This is a genomic window from Flavobacterium anhuiense (genome assembly GCF_900101855.1).
In the GTDB taxonomy this organism is placed as follows: domain Bacteria; phylum Bacteroidota; class Bacteroidia; order Flavobacteriales; family Flavobacteriaceae; genus Flavobacterium; species Flavobacterium anhuiense.
On the sequence record NZ_FMVC01000004.1, the window covers coordinates 238,790 to 252,608 of the forward strand.

The 13,819-nt window shown below is 32.7% G+C and carries 16 protein-coding genes; 8 read left to right on the forward strand and 8 right to left on the reverse strand.

Features of this window, described 5'->3' with window-relative positions; translation table 11 throughout:
- Window positions 1-43 precede the first annotated feature (43 nt).
- Complete coding sequence (locus BLP44_RS12175; RefSeq protein WP_008468500.1) at window positions 44-571, forward strand: superoxide dismutase family protein; 528 nt, start codon at window positions 44-46, stop codon at window positions 569-571.
- A 109-nt stretch (window positions 572-680) separates the two neighbouring features.
- A complete protein-coding gene (locus tag BLP44_RS12180) occupies window positions 681-1,883 on the forward strand; it encodes an LETM1-related biofilm-associated protein (RefSeq protein WP_091133270.1) in 1,203 nt (400 codons plus the stop codon).
- A 42-nt stretch (window positions 1,884-1,925) separates the two neighbouring features.
- On the opposite strand, the gene can is transcribed toward BLP44_RS12180, so the two are convergent.
- From can to BLP44_RS12200, 4 genes are all read right to left on the reverse strand, one after another.
- Window positions 1,926-2,561, reverse strand: coding sequence for a carbonate dehydratase (gene can / locus BLP44_RS12185; RefSeq protein ID WP_008468497.1), 636 nt, complete (start codon window positions 2,559-2,561; stop codon window positions 1,926-1,928).
- 114 nt (window positions 2,562-2,675) lie between these two features.
- A complete protein-coding gene (locus BLP44_RS12190) occupies window positions 2,676-4,322 on the reverse strand; it encodes a SulP family inorganic anion transporter (protein WP_066033962.1) in 1,647 nt (548 codons plus the stop codon).
- An 83-nt stretch (window positions 4,323-4,405) separates the two neighbouring features.
- Window positions 4,406-4,687 (reverse strand): hypothetical protein, encoded by a 282-nt coding sequence (locus BLP44_RS12195; protein WP_244511755.1) that lies wholly within the window; start codon window positions 4,685-4,687, stop codon window positions 4,406-4,408.
- A 122-nt stretch (window positions 4,688-4,809) separates the two neighbouring features.
- The gene (locus BLP44_RS12200) at window positions 4,810-5,289 is read right to left on the reverse strand and encodes a Dps family protein (protein ID WP_008468490.1); all 480 of its coding nucleotides are present in this window, start codon (window positions 5,287-5,289) and stop codon (window positions 4,810-4,812) included.
- Between the two features lie 107 nt (window positions 5,290-5,396).
- Between BLP44_RS12200 and BLP44_RS12205 the strand changes: the two genes are divergently transcribed.
- Window positions 5,397-6,344 carry a LysR substrate-binding domain-containing protein gene (locus BLP44_RS12205; protein WP_008468488.1) on the forward strand — a complete coding sequence of 316 codons (948 nt, stop codon included), beginning with the start codon at window positions 5,397-5,399 and terminating at the stop codon, window positions 6,342-6,344.
- Window positions 6,345-6,372: 28 nt separating this feature from the next.
- Here the strand turns inward: BLP44_RS12205 and BLP44_RS12210 are convergent, their stop codons facing one another.
- Together BLP44_RS12210 and mnmD are read right to left on the reverse strand one after the other, a co-directional pair.
- Window positions 6,373-6,570, reverse strand: coding sequence for a hypothetical protein (locus BLP44_RS12210; RefSeq protein WP_008468486.1), 198 nt, complete (start codon window positions 6,568-6,570; stop codon window positions 6,373-6,375).
- A 148-nt stretch (window positions 6,571-6,718) separates the two neighbouring features.
- Entirely contained in the window at window positions 6,719-7,399 is a 681-nt protein-coding gene (mnmD, locus tag BLP44_RS12215; RefSeq protein ID WP_091133274.1) for a tRNA (5-methylaminomethyl-2-thiouridine)(34)-methyltransferase MnmC2, read from the reverse strand.
- 307 nt (window positions 7,400-7,706) lie between these two features.
- On the opposite strand from mnmD, the gene BLP44_RS12220 reads away from it, so the two are divergent.
- Window positions 7,707-8,777: a branched-chain amino acid aminotransferase gene (locus BLP44_RS12220; RefSeq protein ID WP_008468483.1), complete on the forward strand. Its 1,071-nt coding sequence runs from the start codon at window positions 7,707-7,709 to the stop codon at window positions 8,775-8,777.
- A gap of 237 nt (window positions 8,778-9,014) precedes the next feature.
- Here BLP44_RS12220 and BLP44_RS12225 read toward each other — a convergent pair whose 3' ends face one another.
- Window positions 9,015-9,395, reverse strand: a complete 381-nt coding sequence (locus BLP44_RS12225) for a pyrophosphohydrolase domain-containing protein (RefSeq protein WP_008468482.1) — start codon at window positions 9,393-9,395, stop codon at window positions 9,015-9,017.
- Between the two features lie 417 nt (window positions 9,396-9,812).
- Here BLP44_RS12225 and BLP44_RS12235 point away from each other — a divergent pair, with 417 nt between their 5' ends.
- The 4 genes from BLP44_RS12235 to BLP44_RS12250 all read left to right on the forward strand — a co-directional run bounded on the left by BLP44_RS12235 (window position 9,813) and on the right by BLP44_RS12250 (window position 12,577).
- The gene (locus tag BLP44_RS12235; protein ID WP_008468480.1) at window positions 9,813-11,012 is read left to right on the forward strand and encodes an SRPBCC family protein; all 1,200 of its coding nucleotides are present in this window, start codon (window positions 9,813-9,815) and stop codon (window positions 11,010-11,012) included.
- A 79-nt stretch (window positions 11,013-11,091) separates the two neighbouring features.
- Window positions 11,092-11,634, forward strand: a complete 543-nt coding sequence (locus BLP44_RS12240) for an RNA polymerase sigma factor (protein ID WP_091133276.1) — start codon at window positions 11,092-11,094, stop codon at window positions 11,632-11,634.
- Window positions 11,635-11,667: 33 nt separating this feature from the next.
- Window positions 11,668-12,087 carry a hypothetical protein gene (locus BLP44_RS12245; protein WP_091133278.1) on the forward strand — a complete coding sequence of 140 codons (420 nt, stop codon included), beginning with the start codon at window positions 11,668-11,670 and terminating at the stop codon, window positions 12,085-12,087.
- Window positions 12,088-12,118: 31 nt separating this feature from the next.
- Entirely contained in the window at window positions 12,119-12,577 is a 459-nt protein-coding gene (locus tag BLP44_RS12250) for a hypothetical protein (RefSeq protein WP_008468477.1), read from the forward strand.
- Between the two features lie 72 nt (window positions 12,578-12,649).
- Here the strand turns inward: BLP44_RS12250 and BLP44_RS12255 are convergent, their stop codons facing one another.
- The gene (locus BLP44_RS12255; RefSeq protein WP_091133280.1) at window positions 12,650-13,711 is read right to left on the reverse strand and encodes a WD40/YVTN/BNR-like repeat-containing protein; all 1,062 of its coding nucleotides are present in this window, start codon (window positions 13,709-13,711) and stop codon (window positions 12,650-12,652) included.
- Window positions 13,712-13,819: the final 108 nt, after the last annotated feature.

Sequence of the window (13,819 nt, forward strand, 5' to 3'; positions counted from 1 at the left end):
TTATGTTAAATTTACTTAATCTTTAATTAAAATGCCCGTAAATATGAAAAAACTAATCGTTTCTTTCGCTATAATTACAGCCTTAATCATTGGCTGTAAAACAAATAATAAATCAAATGATGCTAAAACTCTGACTGTTGCACTAGAGCCAAAAAGCAACAGTAAAGTAGCCGGAACTGCTACTTTTGTTGAGAAAAATGGCAAAGTAACTTTTACAGCAAAAATCACAGGGTTAGAGCCTGGAGTTCACGCCATACACATTCACGAAAAAGCAGATTGCAGCTCTGCAGACGGAAGTTCTGCCGGGGGACACTGGAATCCAACTTTCAAAAAACACGGAAAATGGGGAGTTGGAGAATATCATAAAGGTGATATCGGAAACTTTACCGCCGACGCAAAAGGTAATGGATCTATCACTTTAACTACCGACGAATGGTGTGTTGGATGTGGAGATTCTAACAAAGATGTTCTTGGAAAAGGTTTAATCGTACATGCAGGAACAGACGATTTTACCACTCAGCCAACAGGAAATGCCGGAGGAAGAGTTGCTTGCGCAGGAATCATTAAATAAGAAAAATTTGAATAACCGCTATTTTTAACAAAATCTAGCGGTTATTTCATTTTAAAATGAATTCTAAAACAAGAAAAAGACATAGCTTTGCATCAGCAAAATAAAGTCAATGATTAACCCATCAGCACCAGGCTGGATCGATAAGTTTTTTAGTGAACAGAAGTTTTCAGAAGCTATTCCTTTTGAGACTGTGGATTTGTTTTACTATAAAGTAAGAGAAACGGGATTTATTTATGGCCATATTATTGCTATAGATTCGCAAGTTCCAATTCCGATAAAAGGCTGGTTTAAAACCGAAATTTCCAAAGTCGCTTTACTTAATACGCTCTACCATATTTTTTGCTTAGAGAAAAGAAACTCGGAACCTAGAAATTTTATTTCTGAAGTTTTAAAGTTTTACAAGCAAATGAACCCAGAAGGATTTAATTTGTTTAAAATTTTATTGCCGAAAGATACTCCTTCTCTATCGCTTGAAAATATTATTGATCAGAGAGTTCAAACCAATGACAGTATCATCAGTAAAAACTTTTCGCATTTGGTGACCAATGCACTTTTGTTTATTGATGTTTTAGCTTTCAGACAATATTTGGAGCACGGAGAAATTCCTGAAAAATATTTAAAACGAATTGAAGAAACAGTTCTTGGAATTGTTGGTTTGGCTTTGAAAACCAAAACCGTAAAATCGCAACATGACGATCTTTTGATTAAACTTTTTGAAGCTTCTATACGCTATTCAAAATTTTCAAAAGTAACGGTTGAGACCTTAGAGACTTTGAATCTTGATTACTTTAAAAACAGACTTGAACAATATTACCTGATTGACATGGCCGGAATGGCTTTGTGGAGTGATGGCGTGGTGGAAAACGAAGAATCGTATTTTCTATATGCTTTAGGTTCAACAATGGGAGTTCCTGATGATTTTGTGACCAAAAGTATGGACACAACCAATACTTTTATCACTACACATAAAAAGAAAATTCCGTACTTTAATTATTCAAATCCTGTTAAGCATTTTTACGATCAAATGACGCATAGCGTAGTCAAATTAATCATACGAAATAAAAACAGGCTGATTAAAGAAATTGTTCAAAGTAAGGAATTAATGGTGCTACTTGCCTACTCTACCACTAGAGATTTGGATGCGAAGGAAAAGAAAAAAGTAAAAAAACAGCTTTTAGACATTTGTAAAACCATTCCATCGCTTACCATATTTTTACTTCCCGGAGGAAGTTTATTGTTGCCGATATTGATTAAGTTTATTCCAACAATGCTTCCATCAGCATTTAATGAGAATTTAGACGAAAACGAATAAAAAAAATCGCCCTTTTTAAGGGCGATTTCTATTTTTTAACGATTAAAGATCTAATTGGTAAACTTCGTCTAGTTCATCATTCGAAGCAATGTTTACATTTAAGTCTGTTACAAAACCTGAATTTAATCCGTAAACCCATCCATGAAGCATTAAATCTTGTCCATTTTTCCAAGCATTCTGTACAATAGATGTTTTTGCTAAGTTGTAAACCTGCTCTTTTGTATTGATTTCAACAAAAGCATTGAAACGCTCTTCTTCATTTTCAATTGAGTTTAAATATTTATCGTGAAGACGATATTCATCTTTAATATGACGTAACCAGTTATCGATAATTCCAACAGATTGATGTCCCATTGCAGCTTTCACACCACCGCATCCGTAGTGTCCACACACAATAATATGCTTAATTTTTAAAACATTTACGGCATAATCTAGAACACTAAGCATATTCATATCAGAATGCACCACCATATTGGCAATGTTACGGTGAACAAAAACTTCTCCTGGTTTTGCACCAACAATTTCGTTTGCAGGAACACGGCTGTCAGAACAACCAATCCACAATAATGGTGGCTGTTGTCCTTTTGCCAAATCAGCAAAATAGTTTGGGTCTTTTGCCAATGAAGTTTCAACCCACTTTTTATTGTTTTCTAATAACTGCTCATAAAATTTTCTCATTTCTTTATTTTTTTGTGTGGTAATTTTTAAGTTATAATAGCCTCAAAAAATGAACTTGATGTAAAGTTACCTAAATTTTGACATTTCTTAGGTCTTAAAAACACCTAAATTTAATTATTCTTCTCTAACAACTTCTCTTTTAACTAGTTCTCTTTTTGCCACATCATAATAATGTTCAATCGTAACATGATTATTATTTTCTGGCGTATTTTCTAGTTCGTATGCTTCTTTAAATCCTTTAAGCTTCACTTTGATGTTTTCATCAACCGCTCTGGTTTCTTTAAATTCGCGAATCAAATCTAAAACGTCATGTGCAATATACTCTGTATCATGAGCATTGATGATTACCTTTGAATTTTCTGGAATTTCATTTAAAGTCTGCTTGATAGCCGCTTTGTTTAAAAACGAAACTTCCTGAGCTAAATCGATATGAATGATATCGCCATCTTCATATTCTTCTTTTTTAAATACATAAGCTCTTTTTAAGTTTCCTCTTAAAACAAAGATGATACTGATGATAATTCCCAACGCAACACCTTTTAGCAAATCTGTCGCAACAACAAAGACCAAAGTTGCGATGAAAGGTACAAACTGGTATTTCCCCTTTTCCCAGAAATGCATAAAGGTTGCTGGTTTTGCTAATTTATATCCGATCAAAATCAAAACCGTAGCCAATGTTGCCAATGGAATTTTGTTCAGAATTGCTGGAATAGACAATACACTTATTAATAAAAGAATACCGTGAATAATGGTTGACATTTTAGATTTTGCTCCTGCGTTGTTATTCGCTGACGAACGCACTACAACAGATGTCATAGGAAGTCCTCCTAAAAGCGAACTAACGACGTTTCCAATTCCCTGAGCTTTAAGCTCAACATTGGTGTCAGTATAACGTTTTTGCACATCCATTCTATCAGAAGCCTCAATACACAAAAGAGTTTCAATAGAAGCGACAATGGCAATTGTAATAGCAACCACCCAAACTTGCGGATTTGTAACAGCAGTGAAGTCTGGCATTATTATAATTGATTTAAAGTCTTCAAAAGATTTTGGAACTGGCAAAGAAACCAAATGTTCTTTCGCAATTGCCAAAGTGCTTCCTGTAGATACAAATATTTCGTTTAAAACTACTCCAGCAATAACAGCGACTAGAGCTCCTGGAACCAGTTTTATTCTTTTTAAGAAAGGAACTTTATCCCAAGCTAATAAAATTACTAATGAAACTGCCGAAACCACAACAGCTCCTAAATGAATATGATTTAAAACATCAAACAAAAATGAAAACGAATTACTTCCATCATTTTGAATAAAAGCTTGATCTCCTTCGAAATCGGCATCATAACCAAAAGCGTGCGGTATTTGTTTTAAGATAATAATAATTCCGATACCCGCTAACATACCCTCTATTACGTTTGTTGGAAAATAATTCGATATACTTCCCGCTTTTAAAAATCCTAATGCTAATTGAATTAGTCCAGCAATAAAAACAGACATTAAAAATACATCGAACGCACCTAAATCGGTAATAGCGGTTAAAATGATAGCGGTTAACCCAGCAGCTGGACCTGATACACTAATATGTGATTGGCTTAAATATCCTACAACGATACCACCCACAACACCAGCGATAATTCCAGAAAATAACGGTGCTCCAGAAGCCATTGCAATACCTAAACACAATGGAAGAGCCACCAAGAAAACCACTAAACCTGAAGCAAAATCAGATTTAAGGTTAGCAAAAAGATTGATTTTTTTTGTCATAATATAATACTAAAAAAATTATTCATTAAAGATTTGCCACATCTCAATAGAAATGCGGATAAAGATCAAAATAATCGGAAGTATTATGCTACGTTTGGCGGTGGAGCAAATATGCTCGGAGATATGTTGTCTAGTTTGACAATATTTTCAGAAATAATTGTTTTTTTCTCGATATAAACCTGAATCAAAACTTCATGCTCAAGAATTGTAGGGTGAACTACATTTTTAAGTTCTTTGTGCACTTCTTCTTCAGCAATGCTAAAAGATATAGCCGTATTATTCCCTTTCTTTAACGCCTGAACAATTGTTGGGGTCGATAAGAAGGCAATAAAAATGAATAATAATATGCGGGCTATAAATTTCATCAAAGCAAAAATAGCGTTAAACAAATAAAATCAAAGAGATTTTTATAGAAATTTAACACAAACAAAAAAGCAGAATGCAATTTTCATCCCATTCTGCTTCTATTTTATTAAAAACCAATACATTATAACGATTCTTCTAACCAAGCATTCATCATCCAAATTGTTTTTTCCTGCTCAGCAATAAAGTCGCTCATCATAGAATTGGTTCCTTCATCATTAATTTCGTCAGATTTGTTCAATATTTCTCTTTCTATTTTTAATAAATCAGATAAGGAGTGAACAATCAGTTGAACTGCTTTTTCATCGTTAGAAATATTCTTTCCAACCGTCAATTTATTATTTTGAATATAATCTTCAAAAGTATGCAGAGGCGTTCCTCCTATTGTTAGCACTCTTTCTGCGATCATATCTATTTTAAGTTGTGCATCTGTATATAATTCTTCAAACTTAACATGTAAATCAAAGAAGCGCTTTCCGCGAATATTCCAGTGAATCCCTCTTAAGTTTTGATAATATACTTGAAAATTTGATAATAATACATTCAATTCTTGTACTAACAATTCTGATTCTTTTACTGGTAATCCTAAAATATTTGTCTTCATAATCTTATTTTTTACACTAATTTACTACAAATTTAGAGTAACTTTACTAAAATATATATAAATAAAAATTATATTTTCTTATTTTCGCATCACAAATTACTATCAACATGACTATAACTCAATTGCAATATGTGTTAGCGGTTGCTGAGCATAAAAACTTCACTCTTGCTGCTGAAAAATGCTTCGTAACACAGCCAACTTTAAGTATGCAGATACAAAAGATTGAAGAGGAGCTTAATATCTTAATCTTCGATAGAAGCAAAAAACCAATTCAGCTTACTGATATAGGACAAAAAATTGTCAGTCAAGCGAAAAACATCGTAAACGAAGCCGATCGCATAAAAGATATCGTAGAACAGCAGAAAGGTTTTATTGGCGGAGAATTTCGTTTAGGAATTATTCCAACGATTATGCCTACACTTCTGCCTATGTTTCTGAATAATTTCATTAAGAAATATCCAAAAGTAAAACTCTTAATTGAGGAGCTGAATACAGAGGAAATCATTACAAAACTAAAAAACGGGCATCTAGATGCTGCAATTGCCGCAACGCCGCTTGAAGACGAAAAAATCAAGGAAATTGTATTGTACTTTGAACCATTCGTAGCCTACATTCCTGAGCATCATGCTAGTTTTCAGAAAGAAGAAATTGAAGTAGCCGACTTAAACCTCAATGAAATTCTGCTTTTACAAGACGGTCACTGTTTTAGAGACGGCATTTTGAATTTATGTAAAAGCGTCTCTGACGTCGATCAAAATAATTTTCAGATTCAAAGCGGAAGTTTTGAAACTTTAATTAAATTGGCAGACGAAGGCCTTGGTACAACGTTACTTCCGTACTTGCACACCTTAGACTTAAAAGAATCTGATAAACTGAAGCTTCGTAACTTTAAGGAACCAAAACCAGCTCGAGAGGTAAGTTTGATTTACCCAAAGAGCGAATTAAAGATGCAAATCATTGATGCACTCAGATCTACAATCGCAGGCGTTGTAAAAGGCGCAATTGTTTTTCAGAATGTTCAAATCATCAGTCCATTACAAAAGAAAGCGCAATAAAAAAGGAGCCAAATTGGCTCCTTTCTTTTTATACTTTAATTAGTTGTAGACTTTGTTTTAATTCTGGTTTTCCGACAACGAAATTCAGTAACCACTCTTGCAATTGTTCCATTTCGTAAGGCAACAGTGTTTTGATAGCTTTTTCTAACTCTTTGCAGAAAAGTACCGGATCGAAACTAACTCTTTCAAGTATTGATTTCGTGTAATCAAACATCATTTTTGACATAATAAAATAAGATTTTCGGGGGTTATCTATTTTTTTAAACTCGCACCAAATTTAAACAAATAACCAACATAAACATTACTTTTAACTTATTTTTTAAAAAACTTTAGCAACGAATACGTTTTCTTAAAACAAATAAATCAATATAGAATCATTCTAAATTATTCATTTGAACCGTTTTAAAAGCTCGAAACATTTCCCTTTTTCCTGGAGGTCCTGTTAATTTTTCTACCGTAAATCCAACTTCCATCATGCTTCTCTTCACAACTCCTCGAGCAGCATAGGTAACCAAAACGCCGTTTGGTTTTAAGCTATTGTACATTTTCTGAAAAATTTCAGTACTCCAAAGCTCCGGTTGTACTCTATATCCGAAGGCATCAAAGTAAATCAAATCATAAATTTCAAAATCGTTTATTTCGTGAAAAAATTGTTTTCTTTTGGTTAACGAGAACAGGTCGCAAATTTCTATTTTTTCATTCCATTCACTTTTATGCATTTTCTCAAAAATGTTCTCAAATTCCAATGCCTCGAGTTCATCGGCATAATTCATCTCCAAGATTTCATCTGCATCAACAGGATATGCCTCTACTCCAACATAATCTATTCTCTGATTTTTTCTAATAGCTTCCAAATACGTGATAAAAGCATTTAAACCAGTCCCAAAACCTATTTCTAATATACTTATTGGATTTTCAAATAATGAAAGACCATTTTTAATAAAAACATGTTTTGCTTCCTGAATTGCACCGTGTTTTGAATGATAACACTCGTCCCATTCAGGCAAACGAATTGTAGTTGAGCCATCTAGCGTTTTAATTATTTCCCTTTTCACCTTTTAAGAATTTAATAATAGCTTATTGTTGATTTTCAAGCCATTTCAATAATCAAATTTAGTCAAAACAAATGCGTAAAGCCTTAAAAAACGACACTTTTTTCATAAAATCTTTATAAAAATCAATTAAATATTTGAGTTTATTATAGGATAAACAAATCTCAATCAAAACCTATAAATAATGAATTTTCACTAAGCATTTTACAGATTTTTACGTAATTTTGCATTCGATAAATTCCATTTTACACGATATCATCACTTTAGATTTCTGAGAGTGAAGAATATCTCACAAAAAACATACATAACTATGAGTACAACTCAAACGAGCAAAATTGAAATCATTAAAGCTACTTCTACAAAAATAAACGAAGTAGATTTTGACAACTTAAGTTTTGGTGCTGTATTTACAGACCATTTATTCGAATGCGATTTTAAAAACGGGCAATGGCAAAATCCTGTCATTAAGCCTTATGCTCCAATTTTAATGGATCCGTCATCAAAAGTCTTCCATTATGGACAAGCGATTTTTGAAGGAATGAAAGCTTATAAGGATGACAATAATGATGTTTGGTTGTTTAGACCAGATGAAAACTTCAAACGTTTTAATAAATCTGCTGTAAGGATGGCAATGCCAGAAGTCCCAGAAGCTATTTTTATGGATGGTTTAAATGAATTATTGAAATTAGATAAAGATTGGATTCAAAGAGGAAACGGAGCTAGTATGTACATTCGTCCTTTCATGATTGCTACAGGTCCTGGCGTAATTGCAAATCCTTCTGATGAATATAAATTTATGATTTTACTTTCTCCTGCAAAAGCATATTACGGAGGTGAAGTAAAAGTTATCATTGCTGAACATTTCAGTAGAGCTGCAAACGGCGGTATTGGTGCTGCAAAAGCTGCAGGAAACTACGCTGCTCAATTTTACCCAACTAACTTGGCAAACAAAGACGGTTTCCAACAAGTTATCTGGACAGATGATGCAACGCATACAAAATTAGAAGAAGCTGGAACAATGAACGTGTTCTTCAGAATTAACGATACTTTATTAACAGCTCCGACAAGCGAAAGAATTTTAGATGGTGTGACCAGAAAAAGTTTGATTGCAATGGCTGAAAAAGAAGGATTAAAAGTAGAAGTTCGTCCTGTAATTGTTTCTGAATTGGTAGAAGCTGCTAAAAATGGATCTTTGAAAGAAATCTTCGGAGCAGGAACTGCTGCTGTAATCAGCGTTATCAAAGGATTCTCATATAAAGATGAGTATTTTGAAATGGCTCCAATCGAAAATTCTTATGCTTCTTTCTTAAAAGAAAAATTAACAAATCTTCAAAACAAACTTTCTGAAGATACTTTTGGATGGACAGTGAAAGTTCAATAATCCAAAACCATATAAAAAAGAAACCCGATAAATTTAGTTTTATCGGGTTTTTCATTTTTCCTTTATTATTAAATTTAGCTTCTCGTTGCCGTTACTTGCGAAGATTTGCTTCGCCTGTTCGCTATCGCTCGGGTCTCCTTCGTCGAAATGACAAAAATAACGTAAAGCTTTGCGAACTTGCCTTTTTCTAAGAACTGCAGAAAAAAAACTTAGCGTTCTTTGCGTTAAAAAACTTCTTTACAATAATTTAGAAAAATCAGGTTTAAAATAATTTGGACCTTTCATTACTTTTCCGTCTTCGCGGTAAATTGGCTTCCCATCTTCTCCTAATTTACTCATATTACTACGTTGGATCTCATCAAAAACAGCTTCAATTTTATCCTGAAGTCCGTGCTCGATAATTGTGCCGCACAAGATGTACATCATATCTCCAAGTGCATCTGCAATTTCAACCAAATCATTATTTTGAACCGCCTCGTAATATTCCTCATTTTCCTCCTTCATTAAATTATAACGAAGTAATTTTTTCTCTGCTCCTACATCGGCAATTGGAGTTAAACTGTGGCCAATTTTAAAAGCAGTGTGAAATTCGGTTACGGCGTCAAGTTGTTTTTTCATATAGTAGTTTTCTTTTTTTTGCTAATTTAAATCACTTTCTAATAATCTGAAAAATTATTGAATGAAATGAAAAGGCAATTTAGCAGCAAATCGTTTACAAATCTCTAAATTTGCTAAAAATTTTTATAATTATGTTTAGTCAAGGACAATTACTATTTGGAGTATGTTTTTTTATCGCTTTTGTAATCATTATGATATTTGCTTATCGAAAAGATTTGAAATTACACAAAGTTTTCTACAAAGGAAATTACAAAGTACTCCTTGCCTTTCTGCTTTTCATCGTCCTTTTGTTCGTAATTAAAATCTTTCTAAAAAGATAAATTATTCTGGTCGTGATAAAATAAAACCTAATAATTAGGGGTTATTAGTAAGACTCATAATAAAATTTATAACTTTACCGAAACCAAACAATCTACCATGAAAATTCTAAAGTATTTATTTCTTTTTGCACTTTTAAGCTTTGTTGCTCTTACTGTTTTTGTTGCTACACAGAAAGGAGATTTTTCTGTAGAAAGAAGTAAAGTCATCAATTCGCCTCGTGCAACGGTTTATAACTACCTGAATGACTTTAGAAATTACGAAGATTTTGAATCATGGTCTGTTGAAGATCCTACGATTAAAATGACCTATGCTAATAAAACCAGTGGCAATGGCGCTACATTTTATTGGGATGGCGCAGACGGAAAAGGAAATTCTATTATTCTTAAAACGAAAGATGGAGAAAGCATCGATCAAAAAATGCAGTTTGATGGCACCGAAGCCGATGTAAACTGGACCTTAAAAGATACTTTAAACGGCAAAACAAAAGTTACTTGGAAAGGAAAAGGAACTATGAGTTTTCTATTTAAAATATACACCGCTCTTCATGGCGGTTCTGACCGAGTTATTGGAACTATCTATGAAAAAAGTTTAGCTAATATTGACAAAAACTTAGATTACGAAACTAAAACTTATGCTGTTAAAGTAGATGGAGTGGTTAAGAAAACTGAAACTCCTTATATCAAGCAGACTTTTACTAGCGAAATTGCCAAAGTAAGCAAGAATGCTAGAATTGTAATTCCGAAGCTTATTCAGTTTAGCGAAACAAATGGTTTGTCTGCGGCAGGAAAACCTTTTATCATTTATCATACTTACGACACTAAAAATGGTTTAGCAAAGATTTCTATCTGTTTGCCTATTAATAAAGAGATTTCAACAAGTTCGGGAAGCGATATTTTAGCAGGAAAATTAAATGGTTTCGATGCTGTAAAAACAACGCTTAATGGAGATTATTCCCATAGGAATGAAGCCATTGCAAAAACAACGGCTTACATAAACAATCAAAAGATTATTCCAGATTTAAGCTGGTCTCATCTTGAAATTTTGACATTAAGCAAATTGGATGTAAAAGCTTCATCTAAATTGGTGACCGAAATTTATTTTCCAATAAAACCAAAAGTAGTTCCTGTTGCTACAGAACCTGTCTATGCTCCAGAAACTACTGGCGAAATGACAAGCGAGCCACGAGCAGAACAACCTACAGAAAAGCCTCGTACAGAACCTGTAAAACGCAAACCAGCTGCACCAACTCCAGCTCCTGCGCAAACACCTGCACAAGAGGAAGATTCAGAATTTTAAATAATTTCAAAAGCGCATTAAACCTTTTGTTTTAAATTCTGTCTAACTTCTATTAAAAAAAGTTTACAAAACAAAAAGTTTGATAGACGAGAAAGAATTTATAAAACAACTATTAACCCCTGAAACGCAAAATACTGCGTTTCAAAAACTCTTGTCTGATTATCAGAAACCTTTGTATTCTCATATTCGAAACATTGTTTTGAATCATGATGATGCTGATGATGTATTACAGAACACTTTTGTAAAAGTCTTTCAAAATCTTAAAAACTTTAAAGGAGAAAGTAAACTTTTTTCCTGGATGTATCGTATTGCCACAAATGAAGCTTTGACTTTTCTATCGCAAAAAGCAAAATTAAGTGGAATTTCTTCTGAAGATCTGCAAAACAAAACCATTGATGGTTTAAAAGCCGATCTCTATTTTGATGGAGATGAAATTCAAATCAAACTTCAAAAAGCAATTGTAACGCTTCCAGAGAAACAGCAATTAGTTTTCAAAATGAAATATTTTGAAGAGTTAAAATATGAAGAAATTGCAGATATTTTAGGGACATCTGTTGGAGCACTTAAAGCATCTTATCATCACGCAGTAAAAAAAATCGAATTATATGTTACAACAAATTAAACCTTTTGTAACTAAAACTGTCTTATAAGTATTATGAAAACATTTAAATTAGAAAACGAACCCAAAATAAAATCTGGCTTTAAAGCTCCAGAAAACTATTTTGATGATTTTTCGGAAAAGGTTTTGCAGCAATTAAACGAAAAAGAAGTTAAGGTAATTCCTTTTTACAAACGTAAAAAAACACTTTGGATGGCTGCCGCTGCAGTAGTGGGCTTTGCAATATTAATTCCTGCCATAAATAATTATAGAGCAAATTCAACCGATCTTGACGAGGCTACTTTAGAAAATTATTTATCCTATCATTCTAATATAAGCCAATACGATCTTATTCAAAAACTGGATGACAGCGATATCGAAAAATTAGGTAACGATGTTACTCTAGAAGATGAAACTTTAGAAGATATTTTAGCTACAAGCCCAAACATAGAACACTTAATTTCAGAACAAAATTAAATCAAACTTAACTCAACAACTTAGCTCAACAATGAAAATAAAAAACATTTTACCGCTATTGCTATTTCTGACAAGTTTTTCATTTTTTGCACAAAATGGAAAAATTGATGAAAAGCGAGAAAAGATTAAAGCTTTTAAAGTGTCATTTTTAACGACAGAATTAGAACTAACTTCAACCGAAGCTGAAAAATTCTGGCCAATTTATAATGCTTATGATGATAAACAATATGAATTGAAGTACCTAAAAATGAAGACTTATATAAAACAGTTAAAAGATGAAAATCTTAAAAATCTTTCAGACAAAGAAGCTGTAACGTTATTATCTCAAATAGAAAGTACAGATAAAGAAATCTATCAGCTTCGTGAAAAATACATGAACAATCTGAAAAAAGTACTTCCTGCAAAGAAAATACTCTTACTTAAAAAATCTGAAGACGACTTTAATCGAAAATTATTGCAACAATACCGAGACAAAGCCAATAAGGATTAAATCTTAACGATACAACAGCGATAAGAACCCTATATAATAATACTTACTTTATTATTTAGGGTTCTTATTTTTTTATTTAAAATTCAATCGGACTACCTTATTGTGTCCTGCTGCGATTGCAGTATTTCTGTTCACAAATCGAATGGTAAAAAATTTGTTATCTGTAGAAAGCTGCATCCAGTTTTCTCCTCCATTTTGAGAATATTGTATTCCTTCAGAACCAACACAAACAATTTCTCTTCCATTACCTCCAGGAACATATTGTATACATGACGCATAACCAAATCCCATATTCTGACCAATTAATTGCCAAGTCTTGCCGCCGTCTTTTGTAAAAGCTTTATTATTGGCTTTATTATTAGGAAGATCATAATCTCCTCCTGCAATAAAACCTTGTTTAGAATCATAAAAATCGGCAGTAAAAATTCCTGTCATCTGTTTTCCTTGCACAATTGGAGTTTCTACAACTTTCCATGTTTTTGCCTTATCTGGAGAATAAAAAACACGCGCTTTTCTTCCGCCTGAAACCAACCAAGTATCATTACCTTTTATAACGATATTTGTATTGCTGGCTGCAAAGGCTGCTTCTCCCGTGCTATTTGTCGGCAGTTTATCAGAAAGCAGTTTGGTCCAAGTCTCTCCGCCATCACGAGTAACTATAATTGAAAAAGTATCTTCTGTTGGATCACCAATTGCAATTCCTTCCTTGTCGTTCCAAAACTGCATGCTATCGTAAAATACTTTTGGATTAACTTCTTTGTAAACCAATTTAACTTTGCGATCCTTTTTTGAAACAGAGTAAAGAAGTGCAGGATTTGCCACACTCAATAAAAAAATATCTTTTGAAGTTTGCGCTATACTTCTAAATTCTAATTTTAATGTATCGCGATAAATATGTTCTTCAAATTTTTCTTTTTTATCCAAATCATAATACCCAAAACGAGAATTATCGGCACCATACCAAACTTTATTTTTATCAATAAGAATTGCTCTAATACTAATTCTGTCTTTAAATAATGTATCTACCGTCATTGAAGTAAAGCCATTATTGTAAGCAACGTCAGTTTTATAATTAAATGATCTAAAAGACATCAATAAAATAAAAATAACACAAAATAAAGTGAGTTTTTTCATAGGAAACTTAAAATTTGGTTAACGCTAAAATACAATTAATTCCCACATGGAAAATTAATTTTCTTATTTTTTTGCTAAGCTTATTTATTGTTTCATTTACAGAACTTT

Excerpts from the sequence above, each read along its gene's own strand:
- BLP44_RS12175 (WP_008468500.1), top strand. The coding sequence starts at position 44 with ATGAAAAAACTAATCGTTTCTTTCGCTATAATTACAGCCTTAATCATT.
- BLP44_RS12180 (WP_091133270.1), top strand. The coding sequence starts at position 681 with ATGATTAACCCATCAGCACCAGGCTGGATCGATAAGTTTTTTAGTGAA.
- can (WP_008468497.1), bottom strand. The coding sequence starts at position 2,561 with ATGAGAAAATTTTATGAGCAGTTATTAGAAAACAATAAAAAGTGGGTT.
- BLP44_RS12190 (WP_066033962.1), bottom strand. The coding sequence starts at position 4,322 with ATGACAAAAAAAATCAATCTTTTTGCTAACCTTAAATCTGATTTTGCT.
- BLP44_RS12195 (WP_244511755.1), bottom strand. The coding sequence starts at position 4,687 with ATGAAATTTATAGCCCGCATATTATTATTCATTTTTATTGCCTTCTTA.
- BLP44_RS12200 (WP_008468490.1), bottom strand. The coding sequence starts at position 5,289 with ATGAAGACAAATATTTTAGGATTACCAGTAAAAGAATCAGAATTGTTA.
- BLP44_RS12205 (WP_008468488.1), top strand. The coding sequence starts at position 5,397 with ATGACTATAACTCAATTGCAATATGTGTTAGCGGTTGCTGAGCATAAA.
- BLP44_RS12210 (WP_008468486.1), bottom strand. The coding sequence starts at position 6,570 with ATGTCAAAAATGATGTTTGATTACACGAAATCAATACTTGAAAGAGTT.
- BLP44_RS12220 (WP_008468483.1), top strand. The coding sequence starts at position 7,707 with ATGAGTACAACTCAAACGAGCAAAATTGAAATCATTAAAGCTACTTCT.
- BLP44_RS12225 (WP_008468482.1), bottom strand. The coding sequence starts at position 9,395 with ATGAAAAAACAACTTGACGCCGTAACCGAATTTCACACTGCTTTTAAA.
- BLP44_RS12235 (WP_008468480.1), top strand. The coding sequence starts at position 9,813 with ATGAAAATTCTAAAGTATTTATTTCTTTTTGCACTTTTAAGCTTTGTT.
- BLP44_RS12245 (WP_091133278.1), top strand. The coding sequence starts at position 11,668 with ATGAAAACATTTAAATTAGAAAACGAACCCAAAATAAAATCTGGCTTT.
- BLP44_RS12250 (WP_008468477.1), top strand. The coding sequence starts at position 12,119 with ATGAAAATAAAAAACATTTTACCGCTATTGCTATTTCTGACAAGTTTT.
- BLP44_RS12255 (WP_091133280.1), bottom strand. The coding sequence starts at position 13,711 with ATGAAAAAACTCACTTTATTTTGTGTTATTTTTATTTTATTGATGTCT.